This is a genomic window from Sporosarcina sp. NCCP-2222, from assembly GCF_023168145.1.
Taxonomy (GTDB): Bacteria; Bacillota; Bacilli; order Bacillales_A; family Planococcaceae; genus Sporosarcina.
Genome location: NZ_BQYK01000005.1, coordinates 265,519 through 284,543, shown reverse-complemented (window position 1 = coordinate 284,543; position 19,025 = coordinate 265,519). Strand labels below are relative to the sequence as shown.

The window sequence follows — 19,025 nt, the reverse complement described above, 5'->3', positions numbered from 1 at the left end:
TTTAGGAGAGACCTCTTTTTATCGTTTGACAAAATAGTACTGCCATATCCATCACTTCGTGCTTAATATCTGACTTCCAGCCGTGTGTGCGTCTTAAATAATTCCTCGGTCGGATCGAAGTAATCTTCCGTATACTTCGGTATGAATGCATTCCCACTAGTATAGCCGGAGCCCCATGTAGGATCCATCGTAAGCCATTTTCCGTCCACTTTCACTTCCACCCAGGCATGATAATCCGTGGTGTAACCATTGAAAGCTGTTCCTCCGATATACCTTGCCTCCATGCCGGACGCACGTAGCAAAGCTATAGCAAGGTACGAATAATCTCCGCAAATTCCACTCTTCAACTGAAGTGTTTTTAAGGCACTGTCATCCCATTCATTAATTTTATCGTCCCATTTTTTCACATCATAAGAAATGTTCTTAGCGGTGTATTCGTAAACGGCTTTCGCTTTCTCACGATCGGACATCTCTTCGGTAATGAGATCTTTTGCAAGCGCAATGATTTCCGGCGCATCGGATTGGACGCCCATGGATGGCAAGAGATTGCGTTGATCTTCATTGTCCTTACTTACTACCGAAAACTCAGCAATATTTACATAATACAGTTCTTTGCCTCTGGCTTCCGGCACATTGACCGTCACATTATATGTGCCAGCTCCGAATCTCAGATAGATCTGATCGTCGAATGTAAAATTGTCGATTGGAATAACGGAATATGCTAGTTCGTTGTCTTTCTCTATCTCAATAAAGAGGTGTGTCGTCTCCTTGGCAAGGGGGTCATCTTTGTCGATGGTTCCTGAAATGCGATAAGTTAAACCGGCTTCTTCGCCGCTTTTAGCGGGTGAGGCAAAATGGACCCCACGCTCATCCGTCGTGTTTTGAATTGGCTCAAATGTGAGATCGGATTGATTGTCTATATAGACCACTGCGCCTTGTTGATAATATGTCCCCTGGTTTTCTGGTGGTAGGTAAACTGCTAATCCATGAACTCCTTTTCCGTAAGGCAATGGCACGTCATATGAAAATTCACCATTATTGACAGAGAGCATATGTGACCAGGATTGTTCCCCCTTGTAGATTACGAGCATAATATTTTCTGTTGTGTCAACCTTTCCTTTAAGTGTAAGACTTCATTCCCTTTTACGTACCTGCTATCAGGTTCCTGAATTGAGAGGCCCGCAGCTTGCGCGAACGGGGTGTAGACAATTTCATCATCCGTAGTTGGATTTACATTAAAGACAGAGAAAGTAGTCATGTCATCAAATGCTTCTTCGAAAATTGTACTGGGGAGCAGGACACTTACCAGATAGTCACCCTCTCCATTGAACATCATAATATCTTGTTTGAACGAACCGTTTTTAATAGGTACATAATGAGAGACCGAATCGCCAAGTTCTTTTCCTTCGCTAAAGCCAATTTCAATTATTACATAGTTACCTTTCAATTTTTCATGCTGCTCAATTGTCCCTTCGACTGTCACGACTCCGTTTGCCGCTATCTCCTTGTAAGTAGGCTGTGTCAAAGATGCACCTAATTTCCGGGCATAGGGTGTCAGCTCCACCGGTTCCTTTCCCAGTTCATCATTTTTCTTTTTTGCGGCCTCCTCATACGCCGCCTCCCGCTTTTGTTCTTCCGTAATAGCAAACCCGCTCGTACAGGCGCTCAATATGAATAAACTCACCAAACTGACAAATGCTATATAAAAATTTTTCATAGATGTCAGATTCCCCCTAGTAAGTAATGTATATCAATAATAGCACTATTGCGATAGTTTGAAACAGAGTATTGTTGAAATAGGTGTGAGAAAAGACCGTCCTGTACCACGCGGTTTGCCTTCGGGTGTATCATTGGAGTTTTGCTTTCATATTCTATAGGTGGAGGTGGGAAAATGCCGAGAGTGAAATATCGTGATGCGGATATTGATTTAATGGCCCGAATGATGCGGGCAGAAGCAGAGGGCGAAGGTAAACAAGGGATGCTATATGTCGGAAATGTCATTGTGAATCGAGCAGTAGCCGATTGTTTGGACTTTCGAGATGTTCGAACGATTGAGGACGTGATTTTCCAGGTGCAGGGTGGGAATTATTCGTTTGAAGCGGTTCAAAAAGGTAATATGTTTTATCAACGAGCGAGAGATACGGAAAGAAGATTAGCCAAGCAGAATTTGGACTATTGGCGAGTCCACCCGGCAAAATATGCTCTATGGTACTTTAACCCATATGCGCCTTGTCCGCCGACGTGGTATGGGCAACCTTTTACAGGACAATTTAAAAATCATTGTTTTTATGAACCAGCGGCGGGTACTTGTGATGCTGTTTACAGCTAGATGTTTAGAAGAGGCTTCCCACGAGTTGAATGAACTTGTGGGAAGCTTTTTTCTGGATGCTTAACGTTTTCTGTCCTAAAGTTTAGTGTGATAAAAGCAAACCGACCTTCTATACAAAATCGGTTTGCAACTGTGTTGATATCGGACAACGGTATTGGGATGAGTGAGGAGACACGAATGCATGTTTTCGAACGATTTTACAAAGCTGATCAATCCAGAAATCGTGAAGCGGAAGGTAACGGCCTCGGACTCCCGATTGTTAAAAAGATTATTGATTTGCACAAAGGGGATATTCAGGTGCGAAGTAAGCTTGGGGAAGGGACAGAAGTCACTGTGGTTCTTCCGTAAGCAGCAGGAAGCCTGTAAATCAAAAGAGCAGGCGGAAAGCAATAATGCAGAGGAATATTGGTTTCATCAAGAAGCTTTCATCGCGTCACTTTCTGGCATTAGACAATAAAACAACCTCTACGTTTTGAATATCAAACGTAGAGGTTTTCTTTAGTTTGCATCGGCTTTATTGTTTTTCTTTGATGAAGACCCTAATGCAACAAGTATAATCATTCCAATAATACACGCTGTACCGAGCCATTGAAGCATTCCGAATGGTTCATGTAACCAAATGACGGTAGTTAATACTGCGGTCAGTGGTTCCAAGCTGCCAAGCAGGCTCGTTTCTTTCGGGGAAAGATATTGTAAACTTTCGATGTAGAACCAGAATGCAAGCATGGTACCGAAAAGGATGACAAAAATGAGATAGCCATATGCCTCGGTGGACAGGCTTGCAAAATTCATTTGCCAAGGCGGGTGTATAAAACTTAGGGCGAAACCGCCGATCAGCATGGCCCACCCGACAATTACCATCGAGTCGTATTTTGCTAGAAGGGGAACGGCATATAGCGTGTAAAAGGCTAGTGCAACGCCGGATAAAATGCCCCAAGTAACGGATGGCAGCGGTACCGAAAGCTGTGAAAAAGAACCATTTGTCAATAAAAGAAAGCAGCCGAGCAGAACTAGTGATACCGTCATTAAATCGTTACGTGTAAAAGCAGTCTGCTTGCGTAAGAGTAAATAAATGATGATCATGACGGGTGCTGTGTATTGTAGCAACGTGGCAACCGCTGCATTGCCCAAACTAATGGATGCCATATATGTATATTGAACTGCCAGCATGCCGAGCAACCCGAATAACAGGAGTTGGCCTGCGGTCTTTTTATATTTCCAGACATCGAATATTTGTGAATAGCCTTTTCTAGCGACTTGAATGGCTAACAATAAACAGCCGGATAGGAGCAACCGCGTCGTAACGAGCCAATTGACTTCAATTGCATATTGTTGGAAAAGTTTTTGTGAAACCGTGCCGCCGATTCCCCAAAAGGCTGCACCAGTTATTACGAGGAATAAACCTCTTTTTTTATGATTCATATGTCCACCCCAAACTAAAAGGATAATGCTATGATAGCGAAAGGAATGGCGAATTAATACTGATTTTGCATAAAAAAATATAAGGATATTGAGGTGGGGGATTTGCAGTTAAAACGTATAAAGATTGGCAGTAACTTAAAAGAACTTACCAGCCACCGTACTGTCACGGTGCCAGTTGCCTGCTATAAAACAACTATTCGCCAAAATATACAAGGCTATATCCCTCTTCATTGGCATGATGAACTGCAATTTGTTTACGTTCTGAAAGGAGAGGCGGTATTTCGTGTAAATGAGGAAACTATCGTTGTGAAAGAAGGAAGTGGGTTGTTTATTAACAGTGGTCGTTTACATATGGCTGAAGATCCAAGTCAGTCAGGTTGTGTGTACCTCTGCTTGAATGTTTCGCCCCATTTCGTGTTATCGCCTGAGTTGTTTACAATCTATATGTATCCTTATATTCAATCGACCAATCTATCGTATGTAGTAATTGATGCAACGCATGATTGGGGAAAGAGCATCTTGAGAGCAATCCTGCATATTAGACAAATGATTCAGCAGGAACCCCTATATTACGAAATTGATATTGGTATACAACTCGCACATATTTGGCAAAACCTTATTACGAATGGGTTTCGTTTAGAATATGATCAGGCAGAAGCGGTGAAGCATGAGAGGATGAAAAAAATGTTGAATTGGATACACCATCATTTCAATGAAAAAATCTTGCTCGAAGATATTGCGAGAGCAGGGCAATTGAGCCGTTCTGAATGCTGTCGTTATTTTAAACGAATGTTAAAAACAACCCCCTTGCGTTATGTAAACGACTATCGTATTCAAAAGAGTGTAGTCCTTCTGCAACAAGCAGACTTAAACGTCTCTGATATCGCATATCAAGTAGGTTTTAATAGTACGAGTTACTTCATCGATCACTTTCGAAGGTTAATGAATATGACCCCCTTAGAATATAGAAAGAATAATGGTCAGGGGAGAAAAGTACCGCCACTCCCTACTCAATAGGCGATCGTTTCATTGCCGGGTTTAACATACAAGGCATGAGTATTGCTGGATAGATAGATATCCGCTTTTATAATTAATCACTCTACCAACCGATGCTTCACCGCATACAATGCAGCCTGCGTCCGATCGGCAAGCTCAAGCTTGGCAAGCACATTGGAAACATGGGTCTTCACCGTTTTTTCGGTGATGAACAGGGAAGAGGCGATTTCTTTATTGCTCTTTCCTTTCGCGATTTCCTGTAGGACATCGAGCTCCCGCTTTGTTAAATCCTCGACTCGTTCTTTGTCTTGCTTGCTTCTATTTGTGAAATTATTCATGAGATGAGATGTTGCTTTCGGATGTAACTGGTTTTCGCCATTCATGATTTTCTTCAATGACGCAACGAGTTCATCTGGCTGAATATCTTTTAACTGAAATCCGGAGGCACCCGCTTCGAGTGCAGGAAGGACATGATCTTGGTCGGAAAAACTCGTGAGCATCATAATTTTCATGTCAGGATGTTGTTGTTTGATGTGTTTCGTCGCTTCGATTCCGTCCATCTCCGGCATGACGAGATCCATAAGAATCAAATCCGGCTTCAGGGAATTGGCGAGCTCCACTGCTTCCTTTCCATTGGCCGCTTCCCCGACGATTTCTAAATCCGGTTGGGTGCGGAAGAAGAAGACAAGCCCTTTTCGGACAACGTGATGGTCATCGACAATTACTATACGAATGCTCATTAGCTTTTCCTCCTTCGCTGAAATGTTCTCTACAGCGGAATCCGAATGTAGATTGTTGTCCCGCTTCCAAGCCTGCTTGTTATTATGAATTGTCCATTCAATGCTTCTGTCCTCGTTTTCATATTGCGTAAGCCGAGCGAGAGGATGGGGGAATTTTCATCGTAATGAAAGCCGCATCCGGCATCTTGAATGGCCATCTTCACTTCATTTTCGTCTGCTTGGAAGGAGAGCACGGCTACATTCGTACTGGCATGCTTTTTACAATTGGCGAGCGCCTCTTGTCCGATTCGCCACAGTGCTTCTTCAACTTTTCCTGGTAAGCTGACGGCCCCAGTCATCTTCGTTTCGATGGAAAGACCGATCATTTCAGCATAACTGCCGAGTGCGCTCACTAAGCCGTTTTCAAGTCCTTGTGGTTTTAATTGCCAGATCAGCCCCCGCATTTCCCCAAGAGCTTCCTGGGTCAAGTCTTGTATGTATCGGAAGGTTTGCTTTACTTCTTCCTCGGATGTCATTTCCACGCCTGCTCTTGCTGTCAGGCTCAAGGAGAATAGCAGCTGGTTCACGGAATCATGAAGATCTCGTGCCAGCCGGTTCCGTTCGGCAATCAATGCGGTTTCCTGTTCTCTATGCGTGAGCTTGATACGCTTCAAGGCTGTTCCTATTTGGAAAGCGACTGCCTCTAGCAATGCCAATTCATTTTTTTCAAAATGCGTTTTATACGGAGAGCCGACATTTAAAATGCCGAACCGTTCCTCGCCAGCGCGAAGGGGAACGGTGGCATGATAGGTAAGCCCGCATGTGTTGCCGGCCTCCTCTGCCATCGCATCCTCAATGCGTTTACATTCGATAATATTCGTCGCCTTATTCAATTCATGGTTATTATATCGATTGACACACCAGCACTTCCCCTGGCACATTCTCAATTTATTATGATTCAGTAAAGCAGGCGGCAACGCGACATCTGCGATGAGCTCGTGCCTGCCGCGTTTATCGATTAAAAAAATCCAGCCGGTTTGCAGGCCGGTGACCTGAAGAAGTTTTTGCAGAACACCGGAGAGTACCGTCTTCGTATCCGTTCCTTCATTTAAAAGCTCGGCAATTTCTTTTAGAACGGTGATATCTTCATATGGCGCTTCTCCTGACATTCTAAGTCCCTCCAGCCCGCTAAGTATACTTCCATTATACTGTACTTGCCGTTTGAAGGAACTCAATGATTTCAAGATTAGGTCCCTCGTAAAAAACGGTTCTCCATCCATTGTGGAGCTGATAGGGTCCTTCTATTTTTTTCATTCCATTCAACCGGCTCATCACTTCCTGAAGATCCGTCACTTCAAAACAAAGATGAATCGTTTTCTCGTCTTCCTCTGTTTCAATCAATTCAATTCTGAAATCTCCTGAGGCTAGCAACACAATCCTTTCCTCCATAAAAGTGAAGAGGGTTTCTAATTCAAGATTGAGGAGCTCTCGATAAAAGGCTATCGACATGTCGAGATTCCTTACGTTCACCCCGTAATGATGGAATCGCATTAGACCAACCCCTTCAAATGAGTAAATTCATGTCCCCGAATTCATGCCATAAGTAGCGGGATTTGATAGCTTCTGCGTAAGCAGCTTGTAAATGATCCTCGGAAACAAAAGCGGATAGCATCTCCAAGTGGCTGGCCTTTGGTTCATGCAGGCCGGTTATCATGCCATCGACCAGTTGCAAAGGGTAGTGGCGGTTAATATACAGATTGGTTACACCGGACAGTGTGTTCGTCAGGGCAGCACTTTCAAGAGCTCGCACGACTGTTGTCCCGACGGCAATCACTTTGTTCCCAGAAGCCTTTGCCTGCAAAATCCTCTGCATAGTGACCTCGGAAATATGATATTCTTCTTCATTGTCCTCGGGCGACTGCTCGTAATTGTCATCAAGCAAGTAGCTCAAACCCGTGTGCAATTGAATAAACTCGATTTCGACGCCTTTTTGCTTTAAGGAAAAGAGGAGCTCCCAGCTGAACGCTCGCCCGGCTGACGGCATTTCAACAGATCCCGGATGGCTGCCGAACACGGTTTGGTAGCTATCCAATTCCCATGGTTCCTGAATGTATTCATACCGGATCGGCTCCCCAAGGGAATAGATGGCTTGAAACAGTTCCGATTCTTTTTTTGAAAAGCGTAGGGTAGTTAGCGGGGAATGCTCCCTCTGTTCGATAATGGCGGCCGATAAATCCGCTGAAAAATGCAAGGTATCGCCGATTTGGACAGGCCCCGCAATGATCAATGCATCCCATGTATCCTCATTTCGGCGTCGTGCCAATCGGACTTCCACTTGTGCTGCCATTTGCTCTAGCTGCCGTGACCATTTCCCATGTAAGACGGCAGGTATCGTGCGGCTGTTATTTAAGATGACCAGATCGCCTGGCTGTAGATAATCCAGTAGATGATCAAATCGGTCGTGTTGTATTTCTCCCGTTGTCCGATTCAGCACCATCATTCTGACATGATCTCTTCGCAAGCCCCGTTTTTCAGGCGGATGGGAAGCATTTAGTTCATCCGGCAGGTGAAAATCCAGTGCTTTGACTACCATCACGCATCACCTTCCGGCTGGGCTTCCAGGCGCTGCCCGTGCATCTCGGCTGAATCACTTGAAGCGAGGTGGAGAAACACATCCACGATATCTTCAGGGTTTGCCAATGGATAATCGCAGTCGGGAACGGCTAACCGGTGCATGTCTGTGTTCATTTCCCCCGGGTCGACCATATTGACGCGTACATTTGTATGGCGCAGCTCATCCGCCCATGTCTCCGTGAGACCTTCTACTGCGAATTTGGAAATGCCGTACGCTCCCCAGCCGGCATAGCCCGTATTGCCGGCTTCCGAAGTGACATTGATGATGGAACCCTCGTTTCGTTCGAGCATGCCAGGCAGGACTCGTCTTGCGACTGAAAATACGGACACGACATTGACCCGCAGTACCTCGGCAAAATCCTCCTCAGGATAGTCAAGAAGCATCGGCATCGGGCTAGGCCCTAAAATGGATGCGTTATTGATCAATACATCAATCCGGCCGAACGCATTTTCCGTCGTGGCAACGAACCGTTCCACATCACGTGCATTCGATACATCCGCCGTAATCGCCAACACTTCCGCTCCAAACAGCTCCGCTTCTTTTTTTACCAACTGCAGATTTTCTGATGTTCGAGCACAGATGGCCAGCTTTGCCCCTGCTTTTGCAAAGGCTAACGTTAATGCTCGGCCTAACCCTTTCGATGCGCCTGTGATCATAACAACTTTATTTTTCATATCCAATCTCTCCTTTATGTGCTTGCTATCCACAGTATATCGATGGCAAGAAATCTTTCCCTCGTAGAAAAGCTTGAACTTTTCTACGACTTTCGATGGAGGATGACGAATTATGGTATGATGCAAACGCAGAATAGAAGAAAAATAAAAAAACATTGTAACGAATTCATAGATTTCATGATATATAGATGATTCGACTTTCAAAGTCTCTATTCTTCATGCGAGAATCTCAGACGTGTGAATATCAATCGTCTGAGGGGGAGAGGAGGTACATAGTGAAAAAAGAAACGATATATGAAGAATATGGAGACTTTATTTTTCGATATTTAGTAACGTTGACAAAAGATAGAGAAGCGGCGGAAGAGTTAACGCAAGAGACGTTTTACCAAGCCATCAAGTCGATCGACAACTTTCATCCAACCGGGAAAGCAAAATTCTCCACATGGTTATGCTCCATCGCGAAAAACGTCTGGCTGCAAGAGATAAATCAAAAAAAGAAAAAGAACAAGCTGCTGGATTCGCTGCAGGATGAAAGTAATGTCTCTACTACATTGGAGGAAGAGTATTTTCGAAACGAAGACAAAATCCATTTCTTCAAATTGGCACATCGGCTTGATGAAGTGAAGCGTGAAATTCTGTATCTCCGGTTATTAGGGGATTTATCTTTTAAGGAAATCGGATCTATTTTTGGAGAAACAGAAAACTGGGCGCGCGTCACATTCTACCGGGCAAAACAGCAAATACGAAAGGGTGATCGAAACGATGAATCATCACGTTTTTAGAGATTTAGTACCGAGTTATATTGAAAACCTGACGAGTGATGAAACGAATCAACAAATGGAGGAACATATAAGGGAGTGCGAGGATTGCCGCATGTATCTGAACGAAATGCAAGAAGGGTTATCAATGGAACGGACGGAGGAGCAAAGAAAAGAGAAGAGTAATATCGACTATTTTAAAAAGGTGAAGTCGAGAAATAAGAAAAAATTGTTCACGATTGTAGGGTCACTCCTATCTAGTTTCTTGATTATTGGGATTGGCTGGTACATCATATTTGTTCATATGTGGATTGTGAATGAAAAGGATGTAAAACTAGCAGTCACCCAGCAGGATCAAACGGTTACGTTATCCTTTCAAACGAAACATGATAAACGTTTTATCATACCGATTGAACATTCGGGAGCTGATTCAAATATGATTGTGGTTTATGAAAAATGGAATGATTTTTCTGAGGCCTCGAATCTTTTGAAGGGAGGCAGTAATGTTAGGTTTACTTTTGTGGATGAAAACACGTTGTTACTGCACAACGGGAAGGAACGGAAGCTAACAGAGAAGGATAAACTATATATTGAGTATAAGGATAAAACCAAAGAGATTTTATTGAAGGATTTGTATAAGCCTCAAAAGCAGAAAGACTAAGCAAGGGCTTGAACCATTGCTGAGGGTGCCCATATACATTGTAAGGGTCTAATGTTAAAATGTGTATAATTAATAATATCAAAAGAGAGGCCGTCATGAGAGCAAATATAGTAAGTACTATCGCATTCATAATCAGCGCTTGGTTTAGTGTGGCTATGTTTTTAATTACTGTCATTTTTCGACTCATGATCACAGTTGACAGTCCTCCAAATTATACAGATGGAGAGGGAAGGTTCTTTCTTTTATTATGCATTCTAACTACCGGGACCATTATAATCACAGTACTTTCAGCTAAAAAATACATTTTACAATTCACGCTCATACTCACCGTTATTATGATACTGTTTTCCGTTCACTTACTTCGATCGTATATCTACTTCGGGTCTGAGAATATTGATTTAGTTATTGATTGGAGTATGCCTATTATTTTTTTGATTCCGTCTGCGGTAGGCTTTGTTGTTTATTTGATAAAAAAAAGATGGGTAACTCACAGGGATTGGACATCGAATTGATTTCCAATCCTTTTTTATTTAGTAGACAGTTTTTGAACCTAGCTAAAAAAACAGATTCGAGAATAAAGGATTCTGCTAATTGATGTGAAATACTAAGAGAGGAACAGAATTAGAAGGAGTGAAGAGTGATGAAAAAACACCATGCTGTACAAATGTATGATTACCACGTGTGGGCGAACAATCGGCTATTTGCCCGATTAAGGGAATTGCCAGAAGAGGTCTATGACCGAAAGATGGAAAGTGTGTTTCCGTCCATCGCCGACACGCTGGCCCATATTTTTATGACAGACACCATCTGGCATGGCGTCATGCAGGGCAAGGCGATGGATGTCATACAGGATTCCATGCGTGAAGCGCAAGAAAAGATCGGCGATAAGCGATTGGAAACGATAGAAGCACTGTTTGGAGAATCGACGGCTGCATACCGGTCATTTTTCGCTGAAGTAGGCGACATGGAGAAGGAAGTCTTCCCGGAGCATCCCAAGTTTGGCCGGCTGGAAACGAACCTGGCTGAGCTCGTTCATCATGTCGTCAACCATGGCACCTATCACAGGGGGAATATTGCAGCTATGATTCGTCAGCAAGGGGAATCGGGTGTGCCAACGGATTATATTTATTATCTGTATGAAATCAATTCAACCAACTAGTCTTCCAAGCGCCATGTTGCATGGTGCTTTTTTAATGGAAACCTAATTGTTGAAGTTGCAAAATACACTCTTTAGAATGTAGAGAAGATTTCATCCTAGAAAAGAAAGGTAGTTTTGCGAGTGAAAAAGAAACGCACGTTTTCAATGGTTTTATTGACAGTAAGCCTAGGGATATTAGCGGCATGTGGAAACACGTCGGAGGAGCCAGCTGCAAAACCGGATGATTCGTCGGATCAAACCCAAAATGAACTCGATCCTGCTTCGGACAACCTTTTCAATGAAGAAGTTGAGTCTGAGACGAAACCGTCCAATGAGAAGCCTGAAGAGGAAAATAGGGTGCTGACGCAAGAACAATACCTCAAGAAACTCAATGAAATGGAGGAGGCGGATCGGAATGAAGCGGCGGGTACGACAACTGTAGAGCTTGAGAACCAGGAGACGGATCGATTTGAAAAGTGGGATGACGAGCTGAATCGGATCTATGGATTGCTGCAGGAGCAGCTCAGCTCGGAACAGATGGAACGCCTACGAAGGGAGCAACAAGAGTGGGTCCAACAACGGGACGAGAAAGCAAAAAAGTCATCACTCGAATATCAAGGCGGTTCAATGGAAGCCTTGGAATATGTAGCGGTACAAGCGAGCATTACGAAAGAGAGATGCTATGAACTCGTGGCAAAGTATATAAAGTGATTTTACGACCTGGTTTAATGTATCCATCCCTTTTTGAAACTGCAGAAAATTTTCTTCTCCAGCAGGAGAGTAATAATAATTGGAGAAGAGCCATGCCCTCAAATAGGGGCATGGCTCTTCACGGTAATGGATTAGGTTTAATAAATATTAGGCGGCGCCAATCATCAATCGAGCTAACATATATACGGATGACACGACGGTAATGATTCCAATCGTTAACTTCAATTGCGGAATCGGAACTTTGTTGGCAATCCGGGTGCCCGTCATGATTCCGATGATAGTTCCAAGCAAGCTGGCTGCTATCAAGACGGCGATAGAGTCCGTATTGGCACGAGAGAAGTAGCCCGCCATAGAAGGCAGGGCGATAATGACGGAATTTAAAAGACTCACGCCGACTGCCACTCGAATATTGACTCCAAAGCTTGCGAGTAACGGAACTAATAGGATCGGTCCGCCCGCACCTGTCAGTGCACAGATGGTTGCTGTCAAAAATCCAAGCAGCATAACGAATAGGCGGTGATCCAGCAGAGTTGAACGTTTTTGTTCCACGTCGCCTTTGTCTTTCTTAAGTAAAATGGATAACCCCGCAAGCAAGACGAACAGATAAAGAAACAGCTTGACGAGGAAATCGGAAGTCAGAACATTGATTTGCACGCCCAAAAAAGCTCCAGGAAGACTTCCGATACTTAAAAATAGGGCGAGCTTCAAATCCATGTTATTCATTTTCCAATAGGAATAGGCTCCCAGCACGCCTGAAACGGCAAATGCCAAAAAACTGAGGGCAAGAGAGTCATGTACAGGCAAGTGTAAGAAACCAACGTAAATTAACGGCAATAGGAATCCTGCAATTCCGGATATTCCTAGAAAGATGCCGATCACCAAGTTGGCGAGTAAGACGATACATAAAAGTAAAATAGACATTAGGGAAACCTCAATTATTCCTCCCCTTGGACAGGGGTTATATATTTGCTCGAACGGAAAGTTCTTTCATTGCATGGCTGCTTTCAAATAGTATTTTCTCTTCATCCATTGTAAGGACTTGTCTATCTTTCATCAACAGTTGCCCATCGACAATCGTATGTGTAACGTCCCTGCTCGTGACAACTTCAATCAGCGTGTTTACTAAGTTATGGGTCGGTTGGATATGGGGCTGATTAATATCGATGAGAATGAGATCCGCCTTTTTGCCGGCTTCAAGCGTTCCTACTTGGTCCTCATGACGCATCGCCTTTGCTCCACCTACGGTTGCCATTTCCAGGAGCGTCGTGGAAGGCATGACGACCGGGTCGGAAATAGGCGCCCCATAAGTAGCGCGCATTAGTGATTTGAATATGCGCATCTGATCGAACAAGTTCAAGCCGGAATGCCCCGCGCCATCTGTACCAAGGCTGACGGTTATCCCCCTCTGTAATAATTGAGGGGTGTTAGGCAATCCTTTTCCAGAATTGCTCGCAGGACTATGGGTAACTTTGCAATCATGCTGCTGGATGATATCCATCTCGTTTGGTGAGAGGAGAATGCTATGTGCCCCTAAGAAATGTTTATCCAGTACACCTAATGATTCCAAATATTCGTATGGCCGCATTTTAAAGTTTTCCAGACAATACCCGATTTCATTCGTGTATTCGTTCATATGGGACTGCACACCAGTGGAACATTCCTTTGCTGCTGCAAACACTTGCTGAGTCAGTTCAGGCGTACAGGAAATGATAGAGCGTAGAGAAAACCATACATCCAGTCTCCCGTTGCCAGCTCCGTTGAAAGCATTGAACAATTGCCGATTGAGCTCGATATTTTCAGCGATTGTCAGCTTCATCGAAGAGGGAATCTCTCTGCCGCTATCCATGGTAGAACAGGTAATGACGCCACGCAAACCGGATTCCAATATGGATTCAGCCGCTTGATGCATATGTCTTCCACCGGCATCTATAAATGCGGTCGTTCCTGATTTGATCATCTCAAGGCAGCTTAGCTGGGAACTGATCCGAACGTCCTTTTCCTGAAGATGACTTTCAAAGGGAACCATGATTCTTGTCCAGATCATCGGCAGCTCATCCGCGATCCTGCCTCTTAAAAGCTGTTGGCAAGTGTGAGTATGGGCATCGATGAGACCTGGCATAGCGAGCTTTCCTTTTGCATCGATGGTTTCAGTCGCTGTATAGCAGTCCGAAAGGGTTGTCGTGTCTCCAATCTCGACAATAGTAGAATCCTTTATTACAACGGTTTGATTATGTGTAATTTGAAAGTCAGGGGTCAATAGGGAACAATTGTATACAAGCAAATCCGCATGCTCTTTTATTTTCATGATAACCCTCCATGATTATTTATTTGTAAATCAATCAAATGCATTTGTCACATTCAAGAAAATTTCAGCAAACGTAGCTTGTATGAGAAAAGTGCCCGTGAAAACCAAGATGGCCACGATGACCATTTTCCAGCTTTGGCTAATAAATGATTTGAAGTCGAGCCCGATTCCGGCGAGCGTCCCGACAATAGTAATCGGAGCCATGAAAGAAATCTTCGCGGTGGAATCAATAATCGGCTGGGCGATAGGAGAAATAGGACTGGCCACAACCATTCCCGTCAACACGACATAGACGATAGGTGGAATTTTTAAAGGAATTAACTTCCCTAAAGCGATGCCGACAAACGCAATGGCGGATAGCGAGAGCACACCTGGGATGGATTCTGCAATGGAAACGTCATTGCCAATCAAGTTCGCCATCAGCGTAGTAACGACGGATGTCAGAAGAAGAGAGACTGTCCAGTTTCGCAAATTCATCGTCATGTCAGACATCTCCTTTTAGTTTTTTTGTATTGCCGTGCCGAGAGTTGCCGCGGGAAAGCTTGGGCTCCAGAAAGTAATATAATTTCTTCGTGATCGGCAGGGAAATAAACAAAGTGAAATAGATACCGACGATGGCAGCCAACATGTCGCTTGCCCCGGCCAGCATAATAATTTGATCGGCATAATCGGGATAGATAGCCGCGAGTGTGCCTGATGCAGCAGCCATCATTACGCCGCTGCCAATTCCGCATGCCATGGCAAGAGCCAATGGGTGGAAAAAGTTGAGGGATGCTACGATACTCGCTAAAAATCCGATATAAACCGTGCCTATTAAAAACCCGATGATGTATATAGAAAGAGCGCCTCGTGCTTCAGGAGAATCAGAACCGTATAAATGGCAAATCAACCCATAATCTTTATCCCGGCATGTGGAACTCGTAGCGCCGATCGCTTCCTTTTTGACGCCAAGCAGTAAAGCGACAGGCAATGCGAGCAAAATCGTTCCAACGTGACCAAGCTCCTGGAAGGCTAGTGCCGGTCCGACATTGACGAGTTCGGGAAGGTTTGCCCCCGCTAACACGCCAACTTTCGCCATAAAAGGGGTGATGACGACAAGTACAAGGGAGGAGGCCTTTTTTGCTTCCTTCTTAGTAAAAAATCGTAAGATATCCCTGCCGAGTAAAACACTAATGACAATGGCAAAAAGCATAGGATAAAGGACAATTAACGCAGAACCTACGTGGAACGTTTTCACTCCGATGAATTCGGCGATGGTAACAATGATGAATGCGGCCAAATATAAGCGATAATTATCTTTCAAATTACCCCATATTGACTGCCGCGGCTGTGCTGTGCTCTCCAAATTCCTCTTCCTCTCCTGTTCACTATTTTTCAAGTTCTGCGTATAAAAAAAGAAAAAAACTCTAGTTTCCCAACTAGAGTTTGACTGGTGAACAAGCAAAGAAAACGAAAAGAAGGCAAAGAAACCACATCAAAAATAGATGCTTCGCCAAATCGTTTTTTCGTCATTCATCGTAGTCAAACTATTTACGGTAGTTTGGTAGAGACTTTTGGACCTTATTTCCAAGTTTATACGAAGAAAATGAAATACGAATTAAGATGATGATTATTAAGTTATCGTTCGGATATTAAATAAACTAAACCATTTTAATTTAAAAGTCAAAGGTTTATTTTGTAAAAGGCGAATAATGAATGCTTATGTACATTGGTTTGGTGGGAAAACAGATTCATTTTCAAGTGGAATCTTTGGTGAAAATGGGCACAAGATTTTGCACTAATTATCTGGCACACAGCCGGTTATCTGCCGTGCATCCGGTCTCTCAGATTGATTGTTTTGCAGAACTATTATTTGGCGCCAACTGGATATAATTTGGCGTGAACCCGCTTGATTTGGCGTAAACCGGTATGATTTGGCGCATTGTCCGGTTTATCTGGCATACAACGGGATAATTTGGCGTGAACCCGTTATCATTTGGCGCGTAATTCGTTTATTTGGCGTTCATCCGGTTGATCTGGCGTTCAAAATGAGATTCGTTCGGTTTATCTGGCGTTCAGAATGAGAATCTGGCGTTCGTTCGGTTTATCTGGCGTTCACCCGGTTTATCTGGCGTTCAGAATGAGAATTTGGCGTTCACCCGGTTGATCTGGCGTTCAAAATGAGAATCTGGCGTTCATCCGGTTGATCTGGCGTTAGGAATGGGAATCTGGCGTTAGGAATGGGAATCTGGCGTTCACCCGGTTTATCAGATCGATAATCTAGATTTACGGTGTGCCGTATTTATGCATTTTAATCCAGGCTGAAGTGAGCGCTCCATTTACGACTGAAAACGTGTAGACAAAGTGTAAATCCAACTTTGTCTACACGCTGAGCGAGTGCATTCTATACGTATACTCTCAGAAACTTATCCCCAAATTTCCTTCGACAGGTCAACAATATATTTCAGCTTTGCCCATTGCTCTTCTTCTGTCAGGATATTCCCGTGATGAGTGGATGCAAAGCCGCACTGAGGGCTGATGCAAAGCTGCTCGAGCGGCACATATTTCGTCGCTTCCTGAATACGCGCTTTGATATTTTCTGCATCTTCTAGCTGGCCGTGCTTTGAAGTAAATACGCCGAGCACTACTCGAGCTCCTCCATTCGGAATAAATTCCAGCGGTCCAAAATCTCCCGAGCGATCGTCATCGTATTCTAGGAAAAAGCCATCCACTTTTTCTTTTGCAAATAAAGTCGGTGCGATTTTCGCGTAGCTTCCTTCAAAGGCCCATTTGGATCGGTAGTTCCCTCGGCAAAGATGTGTTGTGATAACGAGGTCTTCCGGTTTATCCTCCAACACGCCATTTACTACTCGTAATGCCAGATCAATTAGTTGCTCACGTGAATAGCCGCTGTCGTTAAACGGAATTTCAGGTGCATTCAAGCCAGCGATATAGACGTCATCCAATTGTAAGTATCTGCAACCGGCATCGTAAAAGGCGGTGATGGCATCCCGATACGTTGCAATAATATCTTTTGTATACTCTTCCAGATCCGGATAAACATCTTTGTTTCGAATGCCCGCATTGAATAATTGGTTCGGACTAGGAATGGTTTGTTTCGCAACGGCACGATCTCCAACCATTTCCTTAAACTCGATGAACTCTTTAATATGAGGATGTTCCGAATTAAATGAGATTTTACCGATGACACGGACATCATAGCGTTCCGTTTCCTCGCCTTTAAATGCAAATCCGTGATTCGGAGTATATCCTTCGACACCGTTTAGATGCTCCAAAAAATCTGTATGCCAAAATCTACGACGAAATTCTCCATCTGTAACCGCTTGTAGGCCGACTTCAATTTGCTTATCAATAATTTTTTTTATTTCTGCTGTTTCAATATCGTGCAATTGTTGCGCTGTTATCGTGCCTTCCTGGAAGTCCTTTCGCGCCGTGTGAATTGCCTCCGGACGCAATAAACTTCCCACATGATCCGCTCGGAATGGTGCTTTTACAATCGTTGTTGTCGTCATGATTACATTCCTTCTTTCCTCTGATTTGGTGTAAGGAAAGTGTAGCATGAGAAATTTATTATCATATAACATGAAAAATCTATCCCTTGTTATAACTTGAAGCTATAACTGAAGTAATTCTTCCACAATCGATTCTTTCAAATACTGAATATAGATCGTAGCTAATGTACTGTTCGTTACGTTTTTATGCGTTATATAGCCAATATCCATTCGTTCATCCACTTGCAAGGGGACAGCGATAATATCCTTGCTATTCAATTTTTGGCTTATCACTCCGGTTGAAATCGTATAACCATTAACGCCAATAAGAAGGTTGAACAAAGTCGCGCGATCGCTGACTTTAATGTTTTTAGGCCGAGATAGCGTACTAAGAATTTCCTCCGAAAAATAGAAAGAATTATAATCCCCTTGCTCAAAGGAAAGGTATGGATACGGATATAAATCATCCAGTGTGACATACTCCTGCTTCGCCAATGGATTAGACGAGCTAATAAAGACATGGGGTGTTGCTTTAAATAGTACATGAAACTCTAAATTCCCTTCCCGCAGAAATTTCTGAATGACGTTTCTATTAAAATCATTCAAGTATAGAATTCCAATTTCACTGCGCAAGTTCTTTACATCATCAATGATTTCATACGTTTTTGTTTCTCGTAAGGTGAACTCATATTTCTCTCGATCATACTCTTGCAACAATCTTACAAAAGCACTTACCGCAAACGCATAATGCTGGGCCGAAACCGAGAAATGTTGTTGCGGCGATTTCGTGCTCGTATAGCGGTTTTCAAGAAGCTCTGCCTGTTCCACTACTTGTCTTGCATAGCCTAAAAACTCCGTTCCTTCCGCTGTAATCACTGTGCCTTTATTCGTCCGCGAAAAAATTGTAATCCCTATTTCGTCCTCCAACTCCTTTAACGCGTTTGAAAGACTTGGCTGACTAATAAATAGGCGCTGTGCCGCTTCGTTTATCGACCGGCTTCTCGCTACTTCAATCACATATTTTAATTGTTGTAATGTCATTTTCATTCTCTTTTCTATTTGTGTTATGAATTGGATTCATTATACAGGGTGAGGTAGTGAAACGCATCGATTGAATGGGAATGGGGTGCGGAACTCTGGATTACAGGCGCATCCCGTATGCTTATTAGCAATGAAGTCATTTCAA

At 43.5% G+C, this 19,025-nt stretch carries 21 protein-coding genes and 1 riboswitch; of the genes, 7 read left to right on the top strand and 14 right to left on the bottom strand.

The genetic code is table 11. The annotated features are described in order from the left end of the window. Positions 1–62: 62 nt before the first annotated feature. Positions 63–1,091 carry a transglutaminase domain-containing protein gene (locus NCCP2222_RS13230; RefSeq protein ID WP_248512822.1) on the bottom strand — a complete coding sequence of 343 codons (1,029 nt, stop codon included), beginning with the start codon at positions 1,089–1,091 and terminating at the stop codon, positions 63–65. Continuing rightward, positions 1,082–1,717: a hypothetical protein gene (locus NCCP2222_RS13225; protein ID WP_248512821.1), complete on the bottom strand. Its 636-nt coding sequence runs from the start codon at positions 1,715–1,717 to the stop codon at positions 1,082–1,084. Before NCCP2222_RS13225 ends, NCCP2222_RS13230 begins: the two co-directional genes overlap by 10 nt. Before the next feature lie 174 nt (positions 1,718–1,891). Between NCCP2222_RS13225 and NCCP2222_RS13220 the strand changes: the two genes are divergently transcribed. Next, a complete protein-coding gene (locus NCCP2222_RS13220) occupies positions 1,892–2,329 on the top strand; it encodes a cell wall hydrolase (protein ID WP_248512820.1) in 438 nt (145 codons plus the stop codon). Positions 2,330–2,416: 87 nt separating this feature from the next. Further along, positions 2,417–2,677 carry an ATP-binding protein gene (locus tag NCCP2222_RS13215; RefSeq protein WP_309295967.1) on the top strand — a complete coding sequence of 87 codons (261 nt, stop codon included), beginning with the start codon at positions 2,417–2,419 and terminating at the stop codon, positions 2,675–2,677. Positions 2,678–2,827: 150 nt separating this feature from the next. On the opposite strand, the gene NCCP2222_RS13210 is transcribed toward NCCP2222_RS13215, so the two are convergent. Continuing rightward, positions 2,828–3,751 carry a DMT family transporter gene (locus NCCP2222_RS13210; protein ID WP_248512819.1) on the bottom strand — a complete coding sequence of 308 codons (924 nt, stop codon included), beginning with the start codon at positions 3,749–3,751 and terminating at the stop codon, positions 2,828–2,830. 102 nt (positions 3,752–3,853) lie between these two features. Here NCCP2222_RS13210 and NCCP2222_RS13205 point away from each other — a divergent pair, with 102 nt between their 5' ends. Further along, positions 3,854–4,768 (top strand): helix-turn-helix transcriptional regulator, encoded by a 915-nt coding sequence (locus NCCP2222_RS13205; protein ID WP_248512818.1) that lies wholly within the window; start codon positions 3,854–3,856, stop codon positions 4,766–4,768. 77 nt (positions 4,769–4,845) lie between these two features. Here NCCP2222_RS13205 and NCCP2222_RS13200 read toward each other — a convergent pair whose 3' ends face one another. The 5 genes from NCCP2222_RS13200 to NCCP2222_RS13180 are packed head-to-tail and all read right to left on the bottom strand — an operon-like array spanning position 4,846 to position 8,775. Then, positions 4,846–5,487 (bottom strand): response regulator, encoded by a 642-nt coding sequence (locus tag NCCP2222_RS13200; protein ID WP_248512817.1) that lies wholly within the window; start codon positions 5,485–5,487, stop codon positions 4,846–4,848. A gap of 29 nt (positions 5,488–5,516) precedes the next feature. Further along, entirely contained in the window at positions 5,517–6,635 is a 1,119-nt protein-coding gene (locus NCCP2222_RS13195; RefSeq protein WP_248512816.1) for a GAF domain-containing sensor histidine kinase, read from the bottom strand. A 34-nt stretch (positions 6,636–6,669) separates the two neighbouring features. Further along, a complete protein-coding gene (locus NCCP2222_RS13190; protein WP_248512815.1) occupies positions 6,670–7,017 on the bottom strand; it encodes a VOC family protein in 348 nt (115 codons plus the stop codon). Positions 7,018–7,030: 13 nt separating this feature from the next. Continuing rightward, complete coding sequence (locus NCCP2222_RS13185; RefSeq protein WP_248512814.1) at positions 7,031–8,059, bottom strand: S-adenosylmethionine:tRNA ribosyltransferase-isomerase; 1,029 nt, start codon at positions 8,057–8,059, stop codon at positions 7,031–7,033. After that, positions 8,059–8,775, bottom strand: coding sequence for an SDR family NAD(P)-dependent oxidoreductase (locus NCCP2222_RS13180; protein ID WP_248512813.1), 717 nt, complete (start codon positions 8,773–8,775; stop codon positions 8,059–8,061). The genes NCCP2222_RS13185 and NCCP2222_RS13180 overlap by 1 nt, the downstream gene beginning before the upstream one ends. A gap of 275 nt (positions 8,776–9,050) precedes the next feature. Between NCCP2222_RS13180 and NCCP2222_RS13175 the strand changes: the two genes are divergently transcribed. From NCCP2222_RS13175 to NCCP2222_RS13160, 4 genes are all read left to right on the top strand, one after another. Continuing rightward, a complete protein-coding gene (locus NCCP2222_RS13175) occupies positions 9,051–9,557 on the top strand; it encodes an RNA polymerase sigma factor (RefSeq protein WP_248512812.1) in 507 nt (168 codons plus the stop codon). Further along, complete coding sequence (locus NCCP2222_RS13170) at positions 9,538–10,194, top strand: zf-HC2 domain-containing protein (protein ID WP_248512811.1); 657 nt, start codon at positions 9,538–9,540, stop codon at positions 10,192–10,194. The genes NCCP2222_RS13175 and NCCP2222_RS13170 overlap by 20 nt, the downstream gene beginning before the upstream one ends. Before the next feature lie 640 nt (positions 10,195–10,834). Continuing rightward, entirely contained in the window at positions 10,835–11,353 is a 519-nt protein-coding gene (locus NCCP2222_RS13165) for a DinB family protein (protein WP_248512810.1), read from the top strand. 120 nt (positions 11,354–11,473) lie between these two features. After that, entirely contained in the window at positions 11,474–12,043 is a 570-nt protein-coding gene (locus NCCP2222_RS13160; protein WP_248512809.1) for a lysozyme inhibitor LprI family protein, read from the top strand. A gap of 147 nt (positions 12,044–12,190) precedes the next feature. On the opposite strand, the gene NCCP2222_RS13155 is transcribed toward NCCP2222_RS13160, so the two are convergent. From NCCP2222_RS13155 to NCCP2222_RS13130, 6 genes are all read right to left on the bottom strand, one after another. Beyond that, positions 12,191–12,964: a sulfite exporter TauE/SafE family protein gene (locus NCCP2222_RS13155; protein ID WP_248512808.1), complete on the bottom strand. Its 774-nt coding sequence runs from the start codon at positions 12,962–12,964 to the stop codon at positions 12,191–12,193. Between the two features lie 37 nt (positions 12,965–13,001). Next, positions 13,002–14,348: an amidohydrolase family protein gene (locus NCCP2222_RS13150; protein ID WP_248512807.1), complete on the bottom strand. Its 1,347-nt coding sequence runs from the start codon at positions 14,346–14,348 to the stop codon at positions 13,002–13,004. Positions 14,349–14,378: 30 nt separating this feature from the next. Beyond that, the gene (locus NCCP2222_RS13145) at positions 14,379–14,831 is read right to left on the bottom strand and encodes a hypothetical protein (protein WP_248512806.1); all 453 of its coding nucleotides are present in this window, start codon (positions 14,829–14,831) and stop codon (positions 14,379–14,381) included. Between the two features lies 1 nt (position 14,832). Beyond that, positions 14,833–15,693: a DUF3100 domain-containing protein gene (locus tag NCCP2222_RS13140; protein WP_248512805.1), complete on the bottom strand. Its 861-nt coding sequence runs from the start codon at positions 15,691–15,693 to the stop codon at positions 14,833–14,835. 153 nt (positions 15,694–15,846) lie between these two features. Then, positions 15,847–15,948: riboswitch (purine riboswitch) on the bottom strand. Between the two features lie 805 nt (positions 15,949–16,753). After that, on the bottom strand, positions 16,754–17,860 hold the full coding sequence (locus NCCP2222_RS13135; protein WP_248512804.1) for a 5-methyltetrahydropteroyltriglutamate--homocysteine S-methyltransferase: 1,107 nt from the start codon (positions 17,858–17,860) through the stop codon (positions 16,754–16,756). Positions 17,861–17,962: 102 nt separating this feature from the next. Further along, entirely contained in the window at positions 17,963–18,880 is a 918-nt protein-coding gene (locus NCCP2222_RS13130) for a LysR family transcriptional regulator (protein WP_248512803.1), read from the bottom strand. Positions 18,881–19,025: the final 145 nt, after the last annotated feature.

Excerpts from the sequence above, each read along its gene's own strand:
- NCCP2222_RS13190 (WP_248512815.1), bottom strand. The coding sequence starts at position 7,017 with ATGCGATTCCATCATTACGGGGTGAACGTAAGGAATCTCGACATGTCG.
- NCCP2222_RS13185 (WP_248512814.1), bottom strand. The coding sequence starts at position 8,059 with ATGGTAGTCAAAGCACTGGATTTTCACCTGCCGGATGAACTAAATGCT.
- NCCP2222_RS13230 (WP_248512822.1), bottom strand. The coding sequence starts at position 1,091 with ATGCTCGTAATCTACAAGGGGGAACAATCCTGGTCACATATGCTCTCT.
- NCCP2222_RS13165 (WP_248512810.1), top strand. The coding sequence starts at position 10,835 with ATGAAAAAACACCATGCTGTACAAATGTATGATTACCACGTGTGGGCG.
- NCCP2222_RS13130 (WP_248512803.1), bottom strand. The coding sequence starts at position 18,880 with ATGACATTACAACAATTAAAATATGTGATTGAAGTAGCGAGAAGCCGG.
- NCCP2222_RS13200 (WP_248512817.1), bottom strand. The coding sequence starts at position 5,487 with ATGAGCATTCGTATAGTAATTGTCGATGACCATCACGTTGTCCGAAAA.
- NCCP2222_RS13225 (WP_248512821.1), bottom strand. The coding sequence starts at position 1,717 with ATGAAAAATTTTTATATAGCATTTGTCAGTTTGGTGAGTTTATTCATA.
- NCCP2222_RS13220 (WP_248512820.1), top strand. The coding sequence starts at position 1,892 with ATGCCGAGAGTGAAATATCGTGATGCGGATATTGATTTAATGGCCCGA.
- NCCP2222_RS13170 (WP_248512811.1), top strand. The coding sequence starts at position 9,538 with ATGAATCATCACGTTTTTAGAGATTTAGTACCGAGTTATATTGAAAAC.
- NCCP2222_RS13145 (WP_248512806.1), bottom strand. The coding sequence starts at position 14,831 with ATGACGATGAATTTGCGAAACTGGACAGTCTCTCTTCTTCTGACATCC.
- NCCP2222_RS13150 (WP_248512807.1), bottom strand. The coding sequence starts at position 14,348 with ATGAAAATAAAAGAGCATGCGGATTTGCTTGTATACAATTGTTCCCTA.
- NCCP2222_RS13155 (WP_248512808.1), bottom strand. The coding sequence starts at position 12,964 with ATGTCTATTTTACTTTTATGTATCGTCTTACTCGCCAACTTGGTGATC.
- NCCP2222_RS13210 (WP_248512819.1), bottom strand. The coding sequence starts at position 3,751 with ATGAATCATAAAAAAAGAGGTTTATTCCTCGTAATAACTGGTGCAGCC.
- NCCP2222_RS13135 (WP_248512804.1), bottom strand. The coding sequence starts at position 17,860 with ATGACGACAACAACGATTGTAAAAGCACCATTCCGAGCGGATCATGTG.
- NCCP2222_RS13195 (WP_248512816.1), bottom strand. The coding sequence starts at position 6,635 with ATGTCAGGAGAAGCGCCATATGAAGATATCACCGTTCTAAAAGAAATT.
- NCCP2222_RS13180 (WP_248512813.1), bottom strand. The coding sequence starts at position 8,775 with ATGAAAAATAAAGTTGTTATGATCACAGGCGCATCGAAAGGGTTAGGC.